Annotated in this window: 16 protein-coding genes; 9 read left to right on the top strand and 7 right to left on the bottom strand. The window is 68.9% G+C overall.

What is annotated here, in order from left to right:
* The 4 genes from L8H00_RS16100 to L8H00_RS16115 all read right to left on the bottom strand — a co-directional run.
* Positions 1-1,113 (bottom strand): AAA family ATPase (locus tag L8H00_RS16100; protein ID WP_242098378.1); only part of this gene is annotated, 1,113 nt, incomplete at its 3' end.
* A 96-nt stretch (positions 1,114-1,209) separates the two neighbouring features.
* Positions 1,210-1,941 carry a thioredoxin domain-containing protein gene (locus L8H00_RS16105; RefSeq protein WP_242098326.1) on the bottom strand — a complete coding sequence of 244 codons (732 nt, stop codon included), beginning with the start codon at positions 1,939-1,941 and terminating at the stop codon, positions 1,210-1,212.
* 20 nt (positions 1,942-1,961) lie between these two features.
* Positions 1,962-2,630 (bottom strand): thioredoxin domain-containing protein, encoded by a 669-nt coding sequence (locus L8H00_RS16110; protein WP_242098327.1) that lies wholly within the window; start codon positions 2,628-2,630, stop codon positions 1,962-1,964.
* 8 nt (positions 2,631-2,638) lie between these two features.
* Entirely contained in the window at positions 2,639-3,160 is a 522-nt protein-coding gene (locus L8H00_RS16115; RefSeq protein ID WP_242098328.1) for a DciA family protein, read from the bottom strand.
* Positions 3,161-3,174: 14 nt separating this feature from the next.
* Here L8H00_RS16115 and L8H00_RS16120 point away from each other — a divergent pair, with 14 nt between their 5' ends.
* The 4 genes from L8H00_RS16120 (at position 3,175) to L8H00_RS16135 (ending at position 9,769) form a co-directional block, all read left to right on the top strand.
* On the top strand, positions 3,175-4,212 hold the full coding sequence (locus L8H00_RS16120; protein ID WP_242098329.1) for an A/G-specific adenine glycosylase: 1,038 nt from the start codon (positions 3,175-3,177) through the stop codon (positions 4,210-4,212).
* Positions 4,209-5,534 carry a serine hydrolase domain-containing protein gene (locus L8H00_RS16125; protein WP_242098330.1) on the top strand — a complete coding sequence of 442 codons (1,326 nt, stop codon included), beginning with the start codon at positions 4,209-4,211 and terminating at the stop codon, positions 5,532-5,534. The genes L8H00_RS16120 and L8H00_RS16125 overlap by 4 nt, the downstream gene beginning before the upstream one ends.
* Positions 5,531-6,406, top strand: a complete 876-nt coding sequence (nudC, locus tag L8H00_RS16130; RefSeq protein WP_242098331.1) for an NAD(+) diphosphatase — start codon at positions 5,531-5,533, stop codon at positions 6,404-6,406. The genes L8H00_RS16125 and nudC overlap by 4 nt, the downstream gene beginning before the upstream one ends.
* Positions 6,407-6,598: 192 nt before the next feature.
* Positions 6,599-9,769 (top strand): TonB-dependent receptor, encoded by a 3,171-nt coding sequence (locus tag L8H00_RS16135; RefSeq protein WP_242098332.1) that lies wholly within the window; start codon positions 6,599-6,601, stop codon positions 9,767-9,769.
* Positions 9,770-9,869: 100 nt separating this feature from the next.
* Here L8H00_RS16135 and L8H00_RS16140 read toward each other — a convergent pair whose 3' ends face one another.
* Positions 9,870-10,760 carry a prephenate dehydratase gene (locus tag L8H00_RS16140; RefSeq protein WP_242098333.1) on the bottom strand — a complete coding sequence of 297 codons (891 nt, stop codon included), beginning with the start codon at positions 10,758-10,760 and terminating at the stop codon, positions 9,870-9,872.
* Between the two features lie 106 nt (positions 10,761-10,866).
* Between L8H00_RS16140 and L8H00_RS16145 the strand changes: the two genes are divergently transcribed.
* The gene (locus L8H00_RS16145) at positions 10,867-11,580 is read left to right on the top strand and encodes a cytochrome c family protein (protein ID WP_242098334.1); all 714 of its coding nucleotides are present in this window, start codon (positions 10,867-10,869) and stop codon (positions 11,578-11,580) included.
* Positions 11,581-11,628: 48 nt separating this feature from the next.
* Here the strand turns inward: L8H00_RS16145 and L8H00_RS16150 are convergent, their stop codons facing one another.
* Positions 11,629-12,513 carry a TIGR00730 family Rossman fold protein gene (locus L8H00_RS16150; protein ID WP_242098379.1) on the bottom strand — a complete coding sequence of 295 codons (885 nt, stop codon included), beginning with the start codon at positions 12,511-12,513 and terminating at the stop codon, positions 11,629-11,631.
* 74 nt (positions 12,514-12,587) lie between these two features.
* A complete protein-coding gene (locus tag L8H00_RS16155) occupies positions 12,588-14,693 on the bottom strand; it encodes a M13-type metalloendopeptidase (RefSeq protein ID WP_242098380.1) in 2,106 nt (701 codons plus the stop codon).
* Between the two features lie 227 nt (positions 14,694-14,920).
* On the opposite strand from L8H00_RS16155, the gene L8H00_RS16160 reads away from it, so the two are divergent.
* The 4 genes from L8H00_RS16160 to L8H00_RS16175 are packed head-to-tail and all read left to right on the top strand — an operon-like array spanning position 14,921 to position 18,163.
* Entirely contained in the window at positions 14,921-15,931 is a 1,011-nt protein-coding gene (locus tag L8H00_RS16160; protein WP_347340747.1) for a glycosyltransferase, read from the top strand.
* Positions 15,928-16,920, top strand: a complete 993-nt coding sequence (locus L8H00_RS16165) for an acyl-CoA dehydrogenase (protein WP_242098336.1) — start codon at positions 15,928-15,930, stop codon at positions 16,918-16,920. The genes L8H00_RS16160 and L8H00_RS16165 overlap by 4 nt, the downstream gene beginning before the upstream one ends.
* Positions 16,917-17,570, top strand: a complete 654-nt coding sequence (locus L8H00_RS16170) for a PIG-L family deacetylase (protein ID WP_242098337.1) — start codon at positions 16,917-16,919, stop codon at positions 17,568-17,570. The genes L8H00_RS16165 and L8H00_RS16170 overlap by 4 nt, the downstream gene beginning before the upstream one ends.
* Entirely contained in the window at positions 17,567-18,163 is a 597-nt protein-coding gene (locus L8H00_RS16175; RefSeq protein WP_242098338.1) for a class I SAM-dependent methyltransferase, read from the top strand. The genes L8H00_RS16170 and L8H00_RS16175 overlap by 4 nt, the downstream gene beginning before the upstream one ends.
* Positions 18,164-18,197 lie beyond the last annotated feature (34 nt).

An 18,197-nucleotide genomic window follows, 5' to 3' on the forward strand; every position in this document is an offset into this window, starting at 1 on the left:
TTCGGCATCGCGCGCGCGGCGCTCCGCGTCGGTCAGCGTCCGGTCGAGCGCAGGCGCCGCGCCGCTCGCGGTCTCGATCGCCGCGGCCAGCGCGCTCGCCTCCGCGCCCAGCCGCAAAATGGCGTCGGCGGCGTCGCGCGCCAGCCGGTCTTCGCGCGCGCGATCGTCAACGATCCGCGCGGCGGTGGCGGCGAGGTCGGTCTGGCGGCGCACCGCATTGGCGCGTTCGGTGCGCAGCGCGGCCAGTGCGTGCCCGGCTTCGCCGGCGCGGTCGCGCGCGGTTCGGGCGGCGGCGCGGGCGGCGGCCACCCGCTCGACCGCGTGTGCCTGCGCCTCGGCGGCGACGCGTTTGGCGGCGGTGGCCGCGACGACGCCCGCTTCGGTCGCCTTCGCCTCGGCCTTGGCGATATCGGACGCAGCGGCAGCTTCGCGCCAGCGCGCAAAGATCATCCGGGCCTCCGCGACCCGGATCTGCTCGGACAGCGTGCGATAGCGATCGGCGGCGCGGGCTTGGCGGCGCAGCGCGGCGGCGCGGACATCCTGTTCGGCGATCAATTCGCCCAGCCGCGCGAGATTGGCCTCGGTCGCGTGGAGCCGCTGCTCGGCGTCGCGGCGGCGGACGTGGAGGCCGGCGATCCCCGCCGCCTCTTCGAGCATCGCGCGCCGGTCGGCGGGCTTGGCGGCGATCACCGCGCCGATCCGACCCTGGCTGACGAGGGCCGGGGAATGCGCGCCGGTGGCGGCATCGGCAAAGAGCAGCCCCACGTCCTTTGCGCGCACGTCGCGCCCGTCGATCCGGTAGGCGGAGCCGGCGCCGCGCTCGATCCGGCGGACGATCTCGGTCTCGTCGCCGTTCACCTCGGCCAGGATCGACACTTCGGCGAAATCGCGCGGCGGCCGCGTCGCGGTGCCGGCGAAGATCACATCGTCCATCCCGGCGCCACGCAGCGATTTGGCGCTGCCTTCGCCCATCGTCCAGCGCAGCGCCTCGAGCAGGTTGGACTTGCCGCAGCCATTGGGACCGACGACGCCCGTCAGGCCCGGCTCGATGCGAAGATCGGCGGGCTCGACGAAGCTCTTGAACCCGGTGATCCGGAGCCGCTTGATCTGCATGCCCGCGGCGCCGGGCCCGGTATCCTCCGCCCCGGTCACGTCACCGCGCACCGCATTCCTCCCAAGACGGGATCGGCCGCCCGGCGCAGCGGCGGATCAGGCGCCGGCCTGCTTCAACTGCGCCTCGACATCGGGCCACGATACCGCGTCGAGCTTGCGGCCGTTGAGGAAGAAGCTGGGCGTGCCGGTCACGTTCTTCTCGCGGCCGGCCTCGTCGGTCATCGTGGCGAGCAGTTCGTTCTGCTTCATGTCGCCCAGGCACGCACGCGCCTGCGCCTCGGGGATGCCGCGCTGTTTCACGAAATCGATGAAGCCGAGATATTCGGCCCAGGCGGTCGACACCTGGGTCGGCGGCTTGCCCTGCAGCGAGGCGTTGAAGCTCTGCGCATTCTCCAGCTTGGGCAGGATCGTCGGCTGCGCGGCGAACATCTGTTCGAGCAACGGGAAGAACGGTGCGGTGCCGGCACAGCGGCCGAGCAGCGCGGGCGCGAAATCGGGCGCGCCGTGCACCATGAAGTCGCGAAATTCGTACGAGACCTTGCCGCTCTTCACATAGCTGTTCTCGAGCGGCTTCATGCCCGTGTTCGCAAAGGCGCCGCAGGTGGGGCACAGCCGCGAGCCATATTCGACCAGCTTGATCGGCGCATTGGGGTTGCCCATCACATAGCCATGCTCGGGCGTCATCGAGACGGTCTGCGTCCAGTCCTGGCCCGCCGGTGCCGCTGCCGCGGCGACGGGGGCGGCCGGTGCGGCATTGCCGCCGGTATCGCCCTTCGAACAGGCGGCGAGGGCGAGCGGAAGGGCCAGCAGGGCGAGAAACGCTTTCATGGGGGAGGTCTCCATAGGAATCACTTGGCGCCGGCGGTGCGCAGCGCGGGTTCGAGCCCGGCCCATGCCGCGGTGGGGATGGCCTTGCCGTTGACGAAGAAGGCGGGCGTGCCCGCGACGCCGGCGGGCACCGCAGACGAGATGGCGAGGATGCGGTCGACCTCGGCCTGGTCGGCGAAGCACGCGTCGATCGCCTTGGGCGACAGGCCGCGTGCCTGGACCAGGGCGGTCAGCCCCGCGCCGTCGGCATAGGCGCGAAGCTGTGCGAGCACCGGATACATGCCGAGCCGTGCGCCGTTGCTTTCCTGATAGTCGAAGCCGCGTTCGAGCCACTGCCCCTGCGCGGCGAAGATCGCGGCGTTGGTGCCGGCGAAACCGTGCACGCCCGTGCACCGCGCAAGCAGCGCCGCGGCGAGATCGAGCCGGTCGCGGATCAGGTTGCGGAATTCGAGGCTGGTCGAGCCCGAGCGGATCATCTGCGCCTTCAGCACCGGCTCCGATTCCTTGGCGAAGGCAGCGCAATGGGGGCAGGTGTAGCTCGCATATTCGACCAGCTTCACGCGCGCGGCGGGGTTGCCGATCAGGAACGTGCCCGCGGGCGTCCGCGTGACCACTGACGACCAGTCGCGCACCGGCGCGGCGGCGGTCAGCAGCACGATGCCGATCAGGGCGAGAAGGGGGCGGATCATCGGGATCGTCATCCTATCCGGGGCAGCCCGCGCGTCGCCGCGACACCGGCGGCAAGCGATTCGAGCACCGCCTTCAGCTCGGGATCGGCGATCGTCTTCAGGCTTTGGCCGAGTTCATGGGGCACGGTGCGGATCGAGGGCGGCGCACGGCGCGGCGCGGGGGTGGCGACCTCGCCCTGGCGGATCGTCACGCGGACGATCGCGGCATAGCCGAAGAATCGGTTCACGCGCTCGACGATCTCGGGCGCGATATGCTGCATCATCGGGGCGTGTGCGCCCGCCACCGTCAGCGTCAGCGTGCCGTCCTGTTTGCGCCCCACCGGAAAGCGGATCGATTCGGGCGTGCTGACCGCGGCATAGCGTTCGCCGACGATCTCGCGCCAGCGGCTGACGATCGCGCCCTGCACGAAGCCGAATCGCCGGAACGCCGCGCCGCCGATCGCGGGCAGCAGCTCGGCGACGGCACGGGACCGGTTCGCACGCTGGGGTTCTTCGGGGGCGCGGCCGCGCTTGCTCATGGCGCCCTCCATGGCATAGCGCGCCCATGGACGCCAAGCGCTCTTCGACCGTCGCCGACCGGCTGCTCGGCTGGTACGACGTGCACGCCCGCGCGCTGCCGTGGCGCGCGCCGCCGGGCACGCCCGCCGATCCCTATCGCGTGTGGCTGTCCGAGGTGATGCTCCAGCAGACCACGGTGGCCGCGGTCGCGCCGCGCTTCGCCGCCTGGACGGCGCGCTGGCCCGATTTCTCGAGCCTGGCGGCGGCGGACGAGGCGGACGTGATGGCGGCCTGGGCGGGGCTCGGCTATTATGCCCGCGCGCGCAACCTGGTCGCCACCGCGCGCGTCGTCGCCGCGGACCATGGCGGGCGCTTTCCCGACACCGAAGCCCAATTGCGCGCGCTGCCGGGGCTCGGCGCCTATACCGCCGCGGCGGTGGCGGCGATCGCGTTCGGGCGGCGCGCGGTGGTGGTCGACGCCAATGTCGAACGCGTCGTCGCGCGGCTGTTCGCGATCGACACGCCGCTGCCGGCCGCGCGGCCCATGATCCGCGCGGCGGCGGACACGATCACCCCCGACGAACGGGCGGGCGACTTCGCGCAGGCGATGATGGATCTGGGATCGGGGCTGTGCACCGTGCGCGCGCCCAAATGCCTGCTTTGCCCCCTGCGCATGGATTGCGCCGGCTTCGCGACCGGTGCGCCCGAGATGTTTCCGGTGAAGGCGAAGAAGGCGGCGCGCAAGCAGCGCTACGGCACGATCTTCTGGCTGGAGCGCGGCGACGACGTGCTGCTCGTCCGCCGGCCCGACAGCGGGCTGCTGGGCGGCATGCGCGCGCTGCCGACCGGGCCCTGGGAGACGCAGGCACCAGGGTTGGAAGGCGCGCCCGTCCAGGCCGACTGGCGGCTGCTCGCGACGACCGTCACGCACGGCTTCACGCATATGGACCTCGAACTCGCGCTTGCGGTAGCGCGCGTGGACGCGCATCACCCCGGCTCATGGTGGCCGATCGCGGACCTCGCCTCGGCCGGGCTGCCGACGCTGTTCGCCAAGGCCGCCGCCGCGATACGGAGCAGTTCATGAAGCGCGTCTCTCTCGTTTGCGCCGTTGCGCTCGCCGGGCTCGCCACCGGTCTCGCGGCGCAGAGCCAGCCGGCACCCCAAGCGCAGCCGACGCTGCGTTCCTCTCCCCGGATGCCGATTCCGGTATCGGCGTTGCTGCCGAACACGCAGGCCTTGTTCGATTCCTATGTCACGAGCGGCAAGATGCCGGGGATCGTCGGCGCCTTCGGGTTCGGCGACGGGCCCACGCTGTTCGTCGCCGCCGGCCGGATCGGCGACGAGCCGAACGCGCCTGCCGCCGGCGCCGATTCGCTCTGGCGGGTCTATTCGATGACCAAGCCGGTGACGGCGATGGCGGCGATGATCCTGATCGAGGAAGGCCGGATCCGGCTCGACGATCCGGTTTCGAACTATATCCCGGCCTTCGCCAACATGCGCGTGCTGACCGATCCCGACAACAGCCTGGCCAGCCGCCCTGCCGCGCGCCCGATCACGATCCGCAACCTGCTGACGCACACCGCGGGCTTGGGCTACAACATCGTGACCAAGGGGCCGCTTCTGAAGGAATATGAGCGGCTCGGCATCCTGCCCGCGGCGGTGAACGCGCCGCTGGAGGTGCAGATGCGCAAGGTGCGCCCCGCGACGCTGGCGGCCTTTGCCGATCGGGTGGCGACGCTGCCGCTGGTCGCCGATCCGGGCACCAAATGGAGCTATTCGATCGGGCTCGACGTGATGGGCCGCGTGATCGAGGTGGCGTCGGGTCAGCCGTTCGACCGGTTTGTAAATACGCGCATCTTCGCACCGCTCGGGATGACGTCCAGCTATTGGCAGGTGCCCGCCGATGCCGCCTCGCGGCTGGCGAGCAACTACGCGATCGTCGGCAGCACGCGCACCCCGCTCGATCCCGCCGCGACATCGGTGTTCCTCCAGCGGCCGAGCTTCCCTTATGGCGGCGCCGGCCTCGTATCGTCGGCGCGCGATTACGACCGGTTCCTGCACATGATCCAGAACGGGGGCAGCCTGGGCGGCGTGCGGATCGCCAGCCCCGCGACGATCGCGCTGATGACGTCCAACCTCTTGCCGGCGGGCGTCACCTTCGGCAGCCCGGACGCCACGGCGCCGATGGGGTTCGGCGCGGGCGGATCGGTCGTCCTGGCGGACACGCCCGGCGGCGCGCCCAAGGGCACCTATGGATGGTCCGGCGCGGCGGGCACGCTCGCCTGGGTCAATCCCGGTCTTCGAACCCGCGGCACGGTGATGGTGAATTATTTTCCCGCCAACCAATGGCCGCTTCGCACCGAGATCCCCGCCGCCCTGCGCCGCGACCGGGCACGCGCCCGGTGATCGGCTTCACCGGAAACCCGCTCGACCGCGCCGATGCGCTGCGCCACGATGCCGCGGCGCTCGCCGCCGCGACGGTCGACTGGCGCGCCCGGCTGCTGCGGCTGGACGGGCTGATGCCCGGCACGACCGACGACGGCCGCCTCGCCTGGACGAGCATGGCCGACCTGCCTGACGGTGCCGAGCCTGTGCTGCTCGGGCTCGACGATGGCCGGCCCTGTTTCGCGGCGGCGATTCCCGGCCTGCGCACCGACACCGCGCCGGCGATGCGCAGCCCCGCGCTGATGGCGGCGCTCGCCGCCTTGGCGCCGGGCGAGGCGGCGATCTATGCGGCGGCGCGCAGCGTGCTTCACTGGCATGCGCGCCACGGCCACTGCGCCAATTGCGGCACGCCCACCGCGCTCTTCCGTGCCGGCTGGGGCCGCCGATGCCCGCACTGCCATGCCGAGCATTTCCCCCGCGTCGACCCGGTCGTCATCATGATCGCCGAAAATGACGGCCGCGCGCTGATCGGCCGCGGCAAGGGCTGGCCCGCGGGCCGCTATTCGGCGCTAGCGGGCTTTCTCGAACCGGGCGAATCGATCGAGGAGGCGGTCGCGCGCGAAGTGGCCGAGGAAACCGGCGTGCGCGTCGGCGGCGTGCGCTATGTCGCGAGCCAGCCTTGGCCCTTTCCCCACGCCCAGTTGATGCTGGCCTGCATCGCCGAGGCGGAGGACGACGCGATCACGCTCGACACCAACGAGCTGGAGGATGCGATCTGGGTGCCCCGCGCGATCGTGGCCCAGGTGCTGGCGGGCGGCGAGGGCCCGTTCGTGCCACCCCCGCCCTACGCCATCGCCTATACGCTGCTGAACGCTTGGGTGGGGGAGGGGTGAGAAGATAAACAACGGTTTTGCCGATTATTAAGTTTTTGTCATGCTGGCGGCATCTCCACCGACTATGCAGTATGTTGCAAAATTGCTACGCTGTGGAGAAACTGTGAACGTAAGCTGACCGGTTATTGCGCTTTCGTCATAAGCCCGTCACGATTTGGTATTCGCCAGATCAGGGCGGCTCAAGGGGGAAGCATGAAATTCCATTATCTGCTTAGCGCGTCCGTCGTTCTTGGAGCGATCATCGCACTGCCCACGACGGCAAGCGCGCAGGCCACGCCCACCACGTCGCCGGATTCGACCGGCCCGGGCGCGACCCCGAACCAGACCGGCGGTGTCGACACCGCTGGCAATGCCGGTGGCGGGAGCGAAGCGGCCGGCGGCGGCGGCGACGTCGTCGTGACGGGTTCGCGCATCGCGCGGCCGAACCTCGCTTCGCCCAATCCTATCACCAGCGTGCAAGGCGAAGAGTTCTTCCAGACCGGGCAGGTATCCATCGGCGATCAGCTCAACCAGCTCCCCCAGCTGGCATCGACGTTCAGTCAGTCCAACTCCACCCGTTTCCTCGGCACTGCGGGCCTAAGCCTGCTCGATTTGCGCAACCTCGGCACGCAACGCACGCTGGTACTGGTCAATGGTCGCCGACATGTCGCGGGCGACATCCTCAATTCGGGGACGTCGGTCGACGTCAACACCATCCCAACGGATCTGATCGAGCGCGTCGACGTGGTCACCGGGGGCGAGTCGGCGGTTTATGGCTCGGACGCGATTGCAGGCGTCGTGAACTTCGTGCTGAAGGATCATTTCCAAGGGCTCGAAGGACGCGCGCAAAGCGGCGTCAGCCCCTATGGTGATGGGGCCGCGCAGTTCGCGAGCATTCTTGGCGGCAAGAATTTCAACGAAGGGCGCGGGAACATCGCGGTCAACGTCGAATACGCACATCAGAGCCAATATTTCGGTAGCGATCGTCCGAACCTCGCCAGCCAGACTTCGTTCCTCCAGGTCAACCCGACCGGCAGTGCCGGCAATCCCGAGAACGTTCTGTTCAACGACGTGCGCAACGCATCGTACAGCGAAACGGGTGTGGTCCGCTTCGGCGGTAACGCCTTACTGAACGCCGGGACGGGACCGAACGGGGTCTTCTATTATGTTCCCTACCAATTCACGCCGCAGGGCAACCTCGTGCCGCTCACCGGGCAGCGTGTGGGCTACGGCCCCAATGGATCGTTCATCGGCGGCAATGGCAGCAATTTCCGCAGCGGCGACGAGTTCCAGGTTCAGCCTCAGCTCGATCGTGTGAACGTCAGCCTCGTCGGCCATTACACGTTCGCTGATGCCTTCGAGCCGTTCGTGGAGGCGACATACTCGCACACCACCGTCTTCGGCTCCGGATCGAGCGGGCCGGCGTTCCTCAGCGGCACCACCTTTGGCGACAGCGATCCTGGGGGAAGTGCCCGCAATCGCGAACTGATCCGCTTCGACAATCCCTACCTCACGGACCAAGCGCGCGCGACGATCCTAGCCAATCGAACGGCCGCTGGTCTCGCTACAACTGCAGCGACGCAGTTCGCCGTGCGCGAGGTCATGGAAGGCCTCGGCAATCGTGCGGAGCGTTCCTACCGCGATACCTATCGTGCAGTCGCCGGCGTGCGCGGGACGTTCAACGGCAACTGGCGTTACGAGGTCTCGGCCAATTACGGCGAGTTCCAGGAAAAGACGAACATCCTAGGCAATCTCAACATCCAGCGCTTCCTGCTCGCAAACGACACGACGCGGAATGCCGCAGGCCAGGTCGTCTGCCGCTCGCAGGTCAATTCCGCTGCGGCCTATGGCTATGCCGGAGTCACCGATCCAAATGCGGCGTCGGTGCTCGCCAGCGACGTCGCCGCATGCGTGCCGATTAACGTCCTGGGTGGCCAGTTCACCCAAGCGCAGAAGAATTATGTTCTTCAGAACACCAGCTCTGTCGGCAAGATCACGCAGTTCGACGCGAGCGGTTTCGTCTCGGGCGATCTTGGGCAGTTGTTCTCGCTCCCCGGTGGCCCGATCGGCTTCTCGCTCGGTGGTGAATATCGCCGCGAAACGAACTCGTACGTGCAGGATCCGCTCGTAACGGAAGGCTATACCTTCTATAACTCGATTCCCGCGTTTATCGCGCCGGCATTGCAGGTCAAGGAAGCCTATGGCGAAATCAGCATCCCGCTTCTAAAGGATCTGCCCTTTATCAAGGAGTTGACGATCAACGGCGCCGGTCGCGTCTCGAACTACAACACCAGTGCCGGCACCGTCTGGTCCTACAATGCCAGCGCGATCTGGCGTCCGATCAGCGACCTCACGCTGCGTGGAAGCTATGCCCGCGCCGTTCGTGCACCGAATCTCGGCGAACTCTACACGCCGTTTGGTGCCAACTATGCTTCGGTCGCCGATCCTTGCTCGGCGGACAACATCACCAAGGGGGTCAATCCCACGAACCGACAGGCGAATTGCGCGGCAGCAGGTCGTCCGGCTGGCTATAACTTCGTCTATTCGCAGACATTGCTGTTCCGCAGTGGTGGAAATCCCAACCTGGCGGCGGAGACGTCCGACTCCTACACGGTTGGCGGCGTGCTGCAGCCGCATTGGGTGCCCGGCCTGTCGATCACGGCTGACTATTACAGCATCAAGGTCAATCAGGCGATTGCCTCGGTCGACGCGCAGACGATTATCAACCAGTGCTACGATCTTTCTTCGCTCAGCAACCAGTTCTGCTCGCTCTTCCAGCGTGCGGGTGCCAGCGGCGGCCCGCGTGGTGAGGTTCCGTTCCAGATCTTGGAGGGTTCGCTGATCTCGGGTGGTGTCAACTTCGCTCAACTTCGTGCGCGCGGTATCGATGCCGAGATCGCCTATAACCATCAGATCGGCAGTTACGGCCGCATCTCGATGCGCGCGAACTATACGCATGTCTTCCAGCGCGACGATTATACCGATCCCACGACGCCGGGCTATGTAACGCGCGACAAGGATAATCTCGGCACGCCAAGCGATCGGTTCACTATCAATACCGAGTTCAAGACCGGTCCGTTCACGTTCGGATACAAGGTTCGCTGGTACGGTAAGCAGTATGTAGGTGATTACGCATTCTACAATTCGCTTAACGGCAACTCGCCCACTGATCCCTATTACGCAAACTACAAGTTCTACCCGGTCGTGGCTTATCATGATCTTCGCGTTGGGATCGATGCGACCAGCAAGTTTAACTTCTACATGGGCGTGACCAACGTGGCAGACAAGACGCCGCCGCTCGACCTCACGGGCCTCGGCGGGGGTAGTGGTCAATACGACGTTCTGGGTCGCTTCATCTATGCAGGTGTCGTGGCGCGGTTCTGATTGGCTACAGAGTGAAAGGAGGGCAGGGTGGACATCGTCCTCCCTGCCTTTCGCATCAGTAGAGGGCGAAGGCTGTAGTCGGTCGAGTCGAGCGGCGGCCTCAGCCCCGCTCGCGCGCGCGGGCGTAGGTGCCGAGCACGCGGACCCATTTTGCGTGGAAGCCGAGTTCCTCGATCGCGCGGTCGAGGCCGGGATCGCCGGGCTTGCCTTCCACATCGGCATAGAATTCGGTCGCGGCGAAGCTGGCACCGGCCTGGTAGCTTTCCAGCTTGGTCATGTTGACGCCGTTGGTCGCAAAGCCGCCCATCGCCTTGTAGAGCGCGGCGGGCACGTTCTTCACCGCGAAGATCAGCGTCGTCATCCACGGCCCCGGCCCGACCGGCGGCCGGCCGCCACGCGCCAGCGTTACGAAGCGGGTGGTGTTGTGGTCCGCATCCGCGATGTCGGTGGCCAGCAGGTTGAGGCCATAGAGCGCGGCGGCGCCCGGCGGGGCGAGCGCGGCGACGGCGGGATCGCCGCGTTCCGCCGCCAGTGCCGCGGCGCCCGCGGTGTCGGGATAGTTCACCGGGCGGATGCCGTGCGCGCGCAGCCAGTGGCGGCATTGGCCCAGCGCCTGGGGGTGGCTCATGGCCTCGCGTACCGCGTCGCGCGTACCCGTGCCCATCAGCGCGTGGCGGATGGTGAGGAAATGTTCGCCGGTGATGACGAGGCCGGATTCGGGCAGCAGGAAGTGGATGTCGGCCACCCGGCCGTGGAGCGAATTCTCGATCGGGATGATCGCGCAATCGGCACGGCCGTCCTTCACCGCGTCGATCGCGTCGGCGAAATCGAAACAGGGTAGCGGCAGGCCGTCGGGAAACGCCTCGTTCGCCGCGACATGGCTGTTGGCGCCGGGCGCGCCCTGGAAGGCGACGGCGCGGTGCGGTTCGGCGGCGGCGGCGGCGGTCATCCGGGCGACGAGCGCCTGGGCGGGGGCGGCGAAGGCTTGCATGGCGGCTGCGATAGGATCGCGCAGGGGGCTTCGGCAAGCGTGCTTGCAGAGGGTGGCCGGCTTATTCTATTGCAGGGGCAATCATAAGTCGGGGGCGGGTCGCATCATGGACAATCGGACCAACACGATCGCCGGCTGGGTGCTCGCCGGATGCGGCGCGGCGCTCGGGCTTTCGATCGTCGGCGGCATGGTGTTCGAGGGCCATCGCCCCGAAAAGATGGGCTATGCGATCGAGGGCGTCGAGGATGCGGCGGGCGGCGGCGAGGCGGCCGCGGTGCCGATCGCGACCCTGCTGCCCACCGCCGACGCGGCCAAGGGCGCCGAGGTCTTCAAGAAATGCGCCGCCTGCCACACCATCGCGCAGGGCGGCCCGAACGGCATCGGCCCCAATCTGTACGCCACGGTCGGCGAGGGGATCGCGCAGGGCAAGGGCGGCTTCGCCTTCTCCGATGCGCTGAAGGCGGTGGGCGGCACCTGGGACTTCGACAAGCTGAACGCCTGGCTGACCTCGCCGCGCAAGTTCGCGCCCGGCACCAAGATGACTTTTGCCGGCCTGTCGAACGCGCAGGACCGCGCGAACGTGATCCTCTATCTCAACCAGCAGGGCTCCAACCTGCCGCTGCCCAAGGCACCCGCCGCCGGAGCCGCGCCCGCCGCCACGGGCGCCAAGGGCCAGCCGGCCACCGCCAATGCCGCCGCTGCCGCCGCGACGAAGGGCGCGCCGACCAACAACATCGCCAACACCGGCACGCCCGCATCGGGCGCGCCGTCGGTCGATCCCGAAGCCGCCCGCAAGGGCGCGCGCAGCACGACGAAATAAGCCGTTAGCCGCCATCCCCATCGTGCGGGATGGCGGCGGGACGGACCATCAGCCCGCGGCGTCTTCCTTGGCGGCGCGCTCGCGGTAGAAGCGCTGCACCGCGTCCCACGCCTCGTCGGCCGTCTCGACATAGGTGAAGATGCCGAGGTCGCGCTCGCTCACCACGCCCTCTTCGACCAGCGCCTGGAAATTCACCACCCGGTCCCAGAAGGCGCGGCCGACGAGCAGGACGGGGATCGGATCGATCTTGCCCGTCTGGATCAGCGTCAGCAGTTCGAACAGCTCGTCGAACGTGCCGAACCCGCCCGGAAACGCCGCGAGTGCGCGCGCGTGGAGCAGGAAGTGCATCTTGCGTAGCGCGAAATAGTGGAACTGCATCGACAGCGCGGGCGTGACATAGGGGTTGGGCGCCTGCTCGTGCGGCAGGACGATGTTGAGCCCGATCGATTCCTGGCCGACATCGTGTGCGCCGCGATTGGCCGCCTCCATGATCGACGGGCCGCCGCCCGAACACACCACGAACTGGCGCTTGCCCGCCTCGTCGCGCGGCAGCACGCTGACCTTGCTCGCGAGTTCGCGCGCGACGTCGTAATAGCGAGATTTCTCGACCAGCCGCTCGGCGATGCGCCGGCTCTTGTCGTCGGTGGCGAGCTCGAACATCGCCTGCGCCTTGGCGGGCTCGGGGATGCGCGCGGAACCGTAGAAGACGAAGGTGGAGGCGATGTTCGCCTCGTCCAGCAGCAACTGCGTCTTCAGCAATTCGAGCTGGAAACGCACCGGGCGCAGGTCTTCGCGCAGCAGGAAATCCATGTCCTGAAACGCCAGCCGATAGGCCGGATTTTCGGTCTGGGGCGTGGAAACCGAGTCCTTGGCGGACTGGGCATCCTCGGCGGCGCGCGGGAAGACGCGGCTTGGTACGCGGGGGTCGGTCATCCGGGGCGGATAGGCGAAGTGGCGCGGCAGTTCCAGCCGGATCGGCGCGCGGGGGCACCGATCCGGCCGGCCGTTCACCAGATGCGCACGCGGTCCTCGGGCGCGACATATTGCTTGTCGCCCGGCTTCACGTCGAACGCCTTGTACCAGGCATCGACGTTGCGCAGCGGGTTGACCGCGCGGATCTGCCCCGGCGAATGCGGATCGCTGACGAGCTGCTGGCGCAGCGCCTCGTTGCGGAACAGCGTGCGCCACACCTGGCCCCAGCCGAGGAAGAAGCGCTGGTCGCCGGTGAAGCCGTCGATCACCGGCGCGGGCTTGCCGCCGAGCGAGGTGTGATAGGCGTCGAGCGCGATCAGCACGCCGCCCAGATCGCCGATATTCTCGCCCATCGACGCACGACCGTTGATGTGGACGCCGGGCAGCCCCTCGAAGCTGTAGGCTTCGTATTGCGCGCCGAGCTTCGTCGCCTGCACCTCGAACTTGGCGGCATCGGCTTGCGTCCACCAGTCGCGCAACACGCCGTGACCGTCCGATTTGCGGCCCTGATCGTCGAAGCCATGGCTGATCTCGTGCCCGATCACGCCGCCGATGCTGCCATAGTTGATCGCGGGATCGGCATCGGGATCGAAGAAGGGCGGCTGCAGGATCGCGGCGGGGAAGACGATCTCGTTCTTCACCGAGTTGTAATAGGCGTTCACGGTCTGCGGCGTCATGCCCCATTCGGCCTTGTCGACGCGGTTGCCCATACGGTTGCGGTGATAATCCCATTCGAACCGCTGCGCACGTTCCTCGTTGCCGACGACGTCGCCGGGCACCACCTGCAGCGCGCTATAGTCGCGCCACTTGTCGGGATAGCCGATCTTGACGTTGAAGTTGGCGAGCTTGGCCAGCGCCTCCTGCTTGGTCGCGGGGCCCATCCATTCGAGATTGCGGATGCGCCCGCCGAGCGCGATGCGCAGATTGCCGACGAGCTGGTCCATCTTGGCCTTGGACGAGGGCGGGAAATAGAGCGCGACATAATCGCGGCCGATCGCCTCGCCCATCGCGCCTTCGGCATAGGCCACGCCGCGCTTCCAGCGGTCGCGCTGCTGCGGCTGGCCGTTCAGGAACTTGCTGCGGAAATCGAAATGCGCGTCGACGAAGCGCTTCGACAGCAGCGGCGCGATGTCGTCGGCGGTGCGGAACGCCTCCCAGGCCTTTAGCGTGTCGAGATCGGTCGCGGCGAACACCGCGGCGATCTTGGGGAAGGCGGTGTTCTGCGCCACGATCGCGCGCTCGGCCTTGGCGATGCCGGCGGCGTTCCAGAAGGTCGCCCAGGGGAAGCCCGGCGCCTGCGCCTGCAACTGTGCGAGCGTCATGAGATTATAGGTCTTGTCGCGATCGCGGCTTTGCGCGCGCGTCCAATGCGCCTCGGCGATGCGCGTTTCCATCGCGACGATCTTCGCGGCGGCACCCTCGGGGTCGAGCCAGCCCGCCATCCCCAGCATTTGCGCGACATATTGCTGATAACGCACCACCTGCGGGTGGAACTTGGCGTCGAGATACAGGTCGCGGTCGCCGAGCCCCAGGCCCGACTGGCGCAGATAGAGCGCATAGATATCGGGCTGCTTGGCATCGTCGCTGACGCCCGATCCGAAGAAGCTCGCGCCGAAGCCGCCGATCGACCGGCCCATCAGCGCGGCCATCTCGTCCTTGGTCGTCACCGCCTTCACCGCCGCGAGGCGCTGCGTCAGCGGTGCCGCGTCGAGCCGCTCGATCGTCCCCGTGTCCATGAAGCCGTCGTACAGCGTCGCCACCTTGGCGCGATCGGGGTGCGCGGCATCGTCGGTGCGATAGCCCCCGATCAACGTGCGCAACCGCGTTTCGGACAAGTCGCGCAGCACCGCGAACGCGCCATAGGAGGATCGGTCGGCCGGGATCTTCGTGTTCTTCGCCCATGTGCCGTTCACATAATCGAACCAGTCGTCGCCGGGCTTCACGCTGCGGTCCATGCCCGTCAGGTCGAAGCCCCAGCGGCCATAATGGGTCGCCGTGGCGGCATCGGCGCCGGCACCTGCGTCCTGCGGCACGATCGACTGCACGGTGCAGCCATCGTCGAGGCAGGCATGCGGTTCATGCGCGGCGAGCGGCATCGCCGCGCCCAGCGCGAACACGGAGGTCATCAGCACGAGGCGCATCGTCACAGGCAGGTCTCCAGGGCCGAACGGCGGTAAGGGTAAGCGATTCTGACCATGTGCACCAAGCGCGGGCGCGCCGCAATCGGGATGGATCGGCGGCCACGGCGTGCTACCGGCGCTGCGACCCGGCGATTGATCGAGCGCAAGGCGGCGGCCTTTCACCATGCTAGGGTCGGTGGTCCGACGAGAACAGGGTTCGAAGGGAGACTGGGCTGCCTAATCCGGTCATTGCCGTCTGCGTGCCCGTTCGGAACGAACAGGCTGTCCTGCCATGTCTGCTCCGCGCGCTGCTGGCGCAGGAGGCGGCCCCGCCTTTTCACGCCTGTTTCTTTCTCGACAGTTGCACAGACGACAGCGGGGCGGTGATCGAAAACACGCTTGGCGGGTCGCACTTGCCATGGTCAGTTGCGCGCAGCACGGCGGTGCGGCCCAGCAATGCGGGCGCCGCCCGGCGGGATGCGCTGGCGATCGGGCTGGAGCGCGTCGCCGGCGCACCGGGCGCGCTGCTGCTCACCACCGATGCCGACAGCATGCCCGCGCCCGATTGGGTGCGCGCCGCCGCCGCCGCGCTCGGCGCGGTGGAGATCGCCGCGGGATTGATCGTGCGGCCGGGCGATGCGCGCGACGCGCCGCAGGACCGGATCGAGGCCTATTACGACCGGCTCTATCGACTGCGGCGGCGGATCGATCCGGTCGTGTGGGAGCCGGACGAGGGGCATCATTTCACCGGGGGTGCCAATCTCGCCATGCGTGCCGACGGCTATGCCGCGCTTGGCGGATGTGCGCCGCTCCCCTCGGGCGAGGATGCCGCGCTGATCGACGCGGCGGGGCGCGCGGGGATGCGGGTGCGGCGCGAGCGCGCGATGGTGGTGGAGACGTCGTCGCGCCGGATCGGGCGCGCGCCGGGCGGTCTGGCGCATGATCTGCGGCGGGCCGATGATGGCGGCGAGACGGTGGTCGCGCATCCCGAAGGCGCGGCGTGGCAATATCGTGCGCACGCCGCCGCGCGCCGGGCGTTCGCCCGACGGGCCTCGGCCGCGACGCGGTCGGGCTTCGGGCGGATGATCGGCCTGTCGGGCGATCACGTGCTGGGCGTCGCGCGCGATTGCCCCAATGCCGAGGCCTTCGCGATGCGGATCGTGCCGGCCTGCCCCGCAGGCGAGCGTCCGGTGCCGTTGGGCGTCGCCGAGCAGGCGCTTGCGGTGCTGGAGCGCGCGCCGATGGAGGAAGCGGCATGAGCCTGGACATGGCGACCGATCTGCGTGCCGCCATCGTGCGGCTGGGCGCATCGGGGATCGGCATGGCGGATCCATCGAACGGCGACGACCTGCACGCGCTGCTTCGCGCGCTCTACGCGACGGGGCGCGTCGACCTGCCGCTCGGGCGCTTGCTGGAGGGGCATGTCGATGCGGTGCAGATCGTCCATCGTTATGGCGATGCGTCGCAACGTGCCGGGCTTGCGGCAGCGATCGGTGCGGGCGCGATGCTCGGGGTGTGGAATGCCGGGCTGCCGGGCGAGCCGCTGCGCCTCGGTGGCGATCGGCTGTCGGGGGGCAAGGCCTATGCCTCGGGCGCTGGCGTGTTGACCCATGCGCTGGTCACGGCCGACGGCGGCGCGGGTGCGCAGTTGCTGCTCCTGCCGCTCGACCGCGTGGTGCCCGCGATCGATCGGACCTGGTGGCGGATGACGGGGATGCAGCGCTCCGAGACGCATCTGGTGCGCTGGCACGATGCCGCGATCGAACCCGGCGACTGCATCGGGCAGCCGGGCGACTATGCGCGCGAGCCGTGGTTCAGCGGTGGTGCTCTCCGCTTCGTGGCGGTGCAGGCGGGCGGCGTCGCGGCGTTGCTCGACCGCACGCGCGATCATCTCGGCCAGACGGGGCGCGCCGCCGATCCGTTTCAGGCCGCGCGGCTGGCCGAGCTCCACATGCTGGCGGCGCGGGCGGCGGGGGTGGTGCGCGACACCGCGTCGGGGTGGTTCGCCACGCCCGATGCGACTCGCCTGTCGGGGGTGGCGGCGGCCCGGCTGGCGGTGCTCGATGCGGCCGAGCGCGCGCTGACGATCGCGCGCGAAGCGGTGGGCCTGAGCGGGATGTTCGTCGCGCACCCGCTGGCGGCGATACTGTCCGATCTCGCGGTGTATCTGCGCCAGCCCGGGCCCGATGCGCAGCGGCTGCGCGTCGGCGCGGCGGTGGCGGACGGCGCGCTGACGGTCGACCTGTGAGGCTCGGGATCGGCCATCCGCGCGCGGCCTTGGTGGTGGCGCCGCATCCCGATGACGAGGCGATCGGCGCGTTCGGGCTGATCGGCGCGCTGCGGCGGGGCGGCGTGCGCGTCGACGTGCTGGTCGTCTCCGACGGCGCGGCGTCGCATCCGAACAGCCTTCGCTGGCCACGCGCGCACCTCGTCGCGGAACGGCGCCGCGAGACGCGCCGGGCGATGCGCCGGCTGGGGCTGACGACGACGCGGGTGCATTTCCTGGGGCTGCCTGACGGTGCGCTGTCCACATCGCCGGCCGCCTGCCGGTCCGCGATCCGGCGCGCGGTCGCTCGCCGGCCGCGGCTGGACCTCTTGGTCGGACCGGTCGCGGACGACGCGCATCCCGATCACCGCATGGTGGCGCAGGCGCTGGCGGCGGCCCCCTTTGCCGGGCGGCGGCTCGCCTATCGCGTCTGGCCACCGACGCGGACGGGCGCGCCGGGCGACCGGCTGCTGCCGCATCCGCATGCCCGGCTGGCGCGCGCCTCGATCATCCGCGGCTACCGGACGCAAATGGGCGCGATCGCCGACGACCCGGCGGGCTTCGCGATAGCGGTCCATGAGTTCGCCGCCTTCGCGCGCCCGGTCGAGCGGTTCGCGGTGGTGCGGGCATGACGGCGATCGGACTCGATGGCTTCGCCGCCAAATTCGCGGCGGACGGGGATCCCTGGGACACGTTCGCGGGTCGCGACGAAGCGACGAAGCGCGCGGCGATCCTGCATGCGCTCGGCCCCGGTCCGATCGGCCGCGTGCTGGAACTGGCGAGCGGCAACGGGTCGAACAGCGCCGCGATCGCGCCACGCGCACTGCGGCTCGACGCGACCGAGGGCACCGAGGAGGGCACGCGCCTCACCGCGCGCGCGGTCGCGCGCTGGCCCCGTGCGTGCGCCTCGGTGCTGGCGCTGCCCGGGCGGTTTCCGCGCGTCACTTATGACGCGATCGTGGTGGCGGAGTTGCTCTATTATCTGACGCCGCGTGCGATGGCCGCGCTCGCGGCGGATGTCGGGCGCGCGTTGCGGCCGGGCGGCCGCCTCGTCCTGGCGCATCACCGGATCGATTATTATGATTTCGCGCAGCACGCCGCCGGCATCCATGGCCGGTTCCTGGCCGGGATCGGCCGCGAGTTCGCGGTGGGCGAGGGGCGGCGGACGGCGTCGTGGATCGTCGAGGCGGTGCGGATCGGAACGCCTTCGCCCCCGGCGGGTTAGGTTCGCGCGCGCCATCGTCGCCGCAAGGGGGCAC

Origin of the sequence: Sphingomonas sp. CROZ-RG-20F-R02-07, assembly GCF_022662335.1 — a bacterium.
Lineage (GTDB): Bacteria > Pseudomonadota > Alphaproteobacteria > Sphingomonadales > Sphingomonadaceae > Sphingomonas.

Coding starts and splice junctions, on each gene's coding strand:
- L8H00_RS16115 (WP_242098328.1), bottom strand. CDS start 3,160: ATGGAGGGCGCCATGAGCAAGCGCGGCCGCGCCCCCGAAGAACCCCAG.
- L8H00_RS16155 (WP_242098380.1), bottom strand. CDS start 14,693: ATGCGCCTCGTGCTGATGACCTCCGTGTTCGCGCTGGGCGCGGCGATG.
- L8H00_RS16135 (WP_242098332.1), top strand. CDS start 6,599: ATGAAATTCCATTATCTGCTTAGCGCGTCCGTCGTTCTTGGAGCGATC.
- L8H00_RS16140 (WP_242098333.1), bottom strand. CDS start 10,760: ATGCAAGCCTTCGCCGCCCCCGCCCAGGCGCTCGTCGCCCGGATGACC.
- L8H00_RS16110 (WP_242098327.1), bottom strand. CDS start 2,630: ATGATCCGCCCCCTTCTCGCCCTGATCGGCATCGTGCTGCTGACCGCC.
- L8H00_RS16145 (WP_242098334.1), top strand. CDS start 10,867: ATGGACAATCGGACCAACACGATCGCCGGCTGGGTGCTCGCCGGATGC.
- L8H00_RS16150 (WP_242098379.1), bottom strand. CDS start 12,513: ATGACCGACCCCCGCGTACCAAGCCGCGTCTTCCCGCGCGCCGCCGAG.
- L8H00_RS16105 (WP_242098326.1), bottom strand. CDS start 1,941: ATGAAAGCGTTTCTCGCCCTGCTGGCCCTTCCGCTCGCCCTCGCCGCC.
- L8H00_RS16120 (WP_242098329.1), top strand. CDS start 3,175: ATGGACGCCAAGCGCTCTTCGACCGTCGCCGACCGGCTGCTCGGCTGG.
- L8H00_RS16165 (WP_242098336.1), top strand. CDS start 15,928: ATGAGCCTGGACATGGCGACCGATCTGCGTGCCGCCATCGTGCGGCTG.
- L8H00_RS16125 (WP_242098330.1), top strand. CDS start 4,209: ATGAAGCGCGTCTCTCTCGTTTGCGCCGTTGCGCTCGCCGGGCTCGCC.
- L8H00_RS16175 (WP_242098338.1), top strand. CDS start 17,567: ATGACGGCGATCGGACTCGATGGCTTCGCCGCCAAATTCGCGGCGGAC.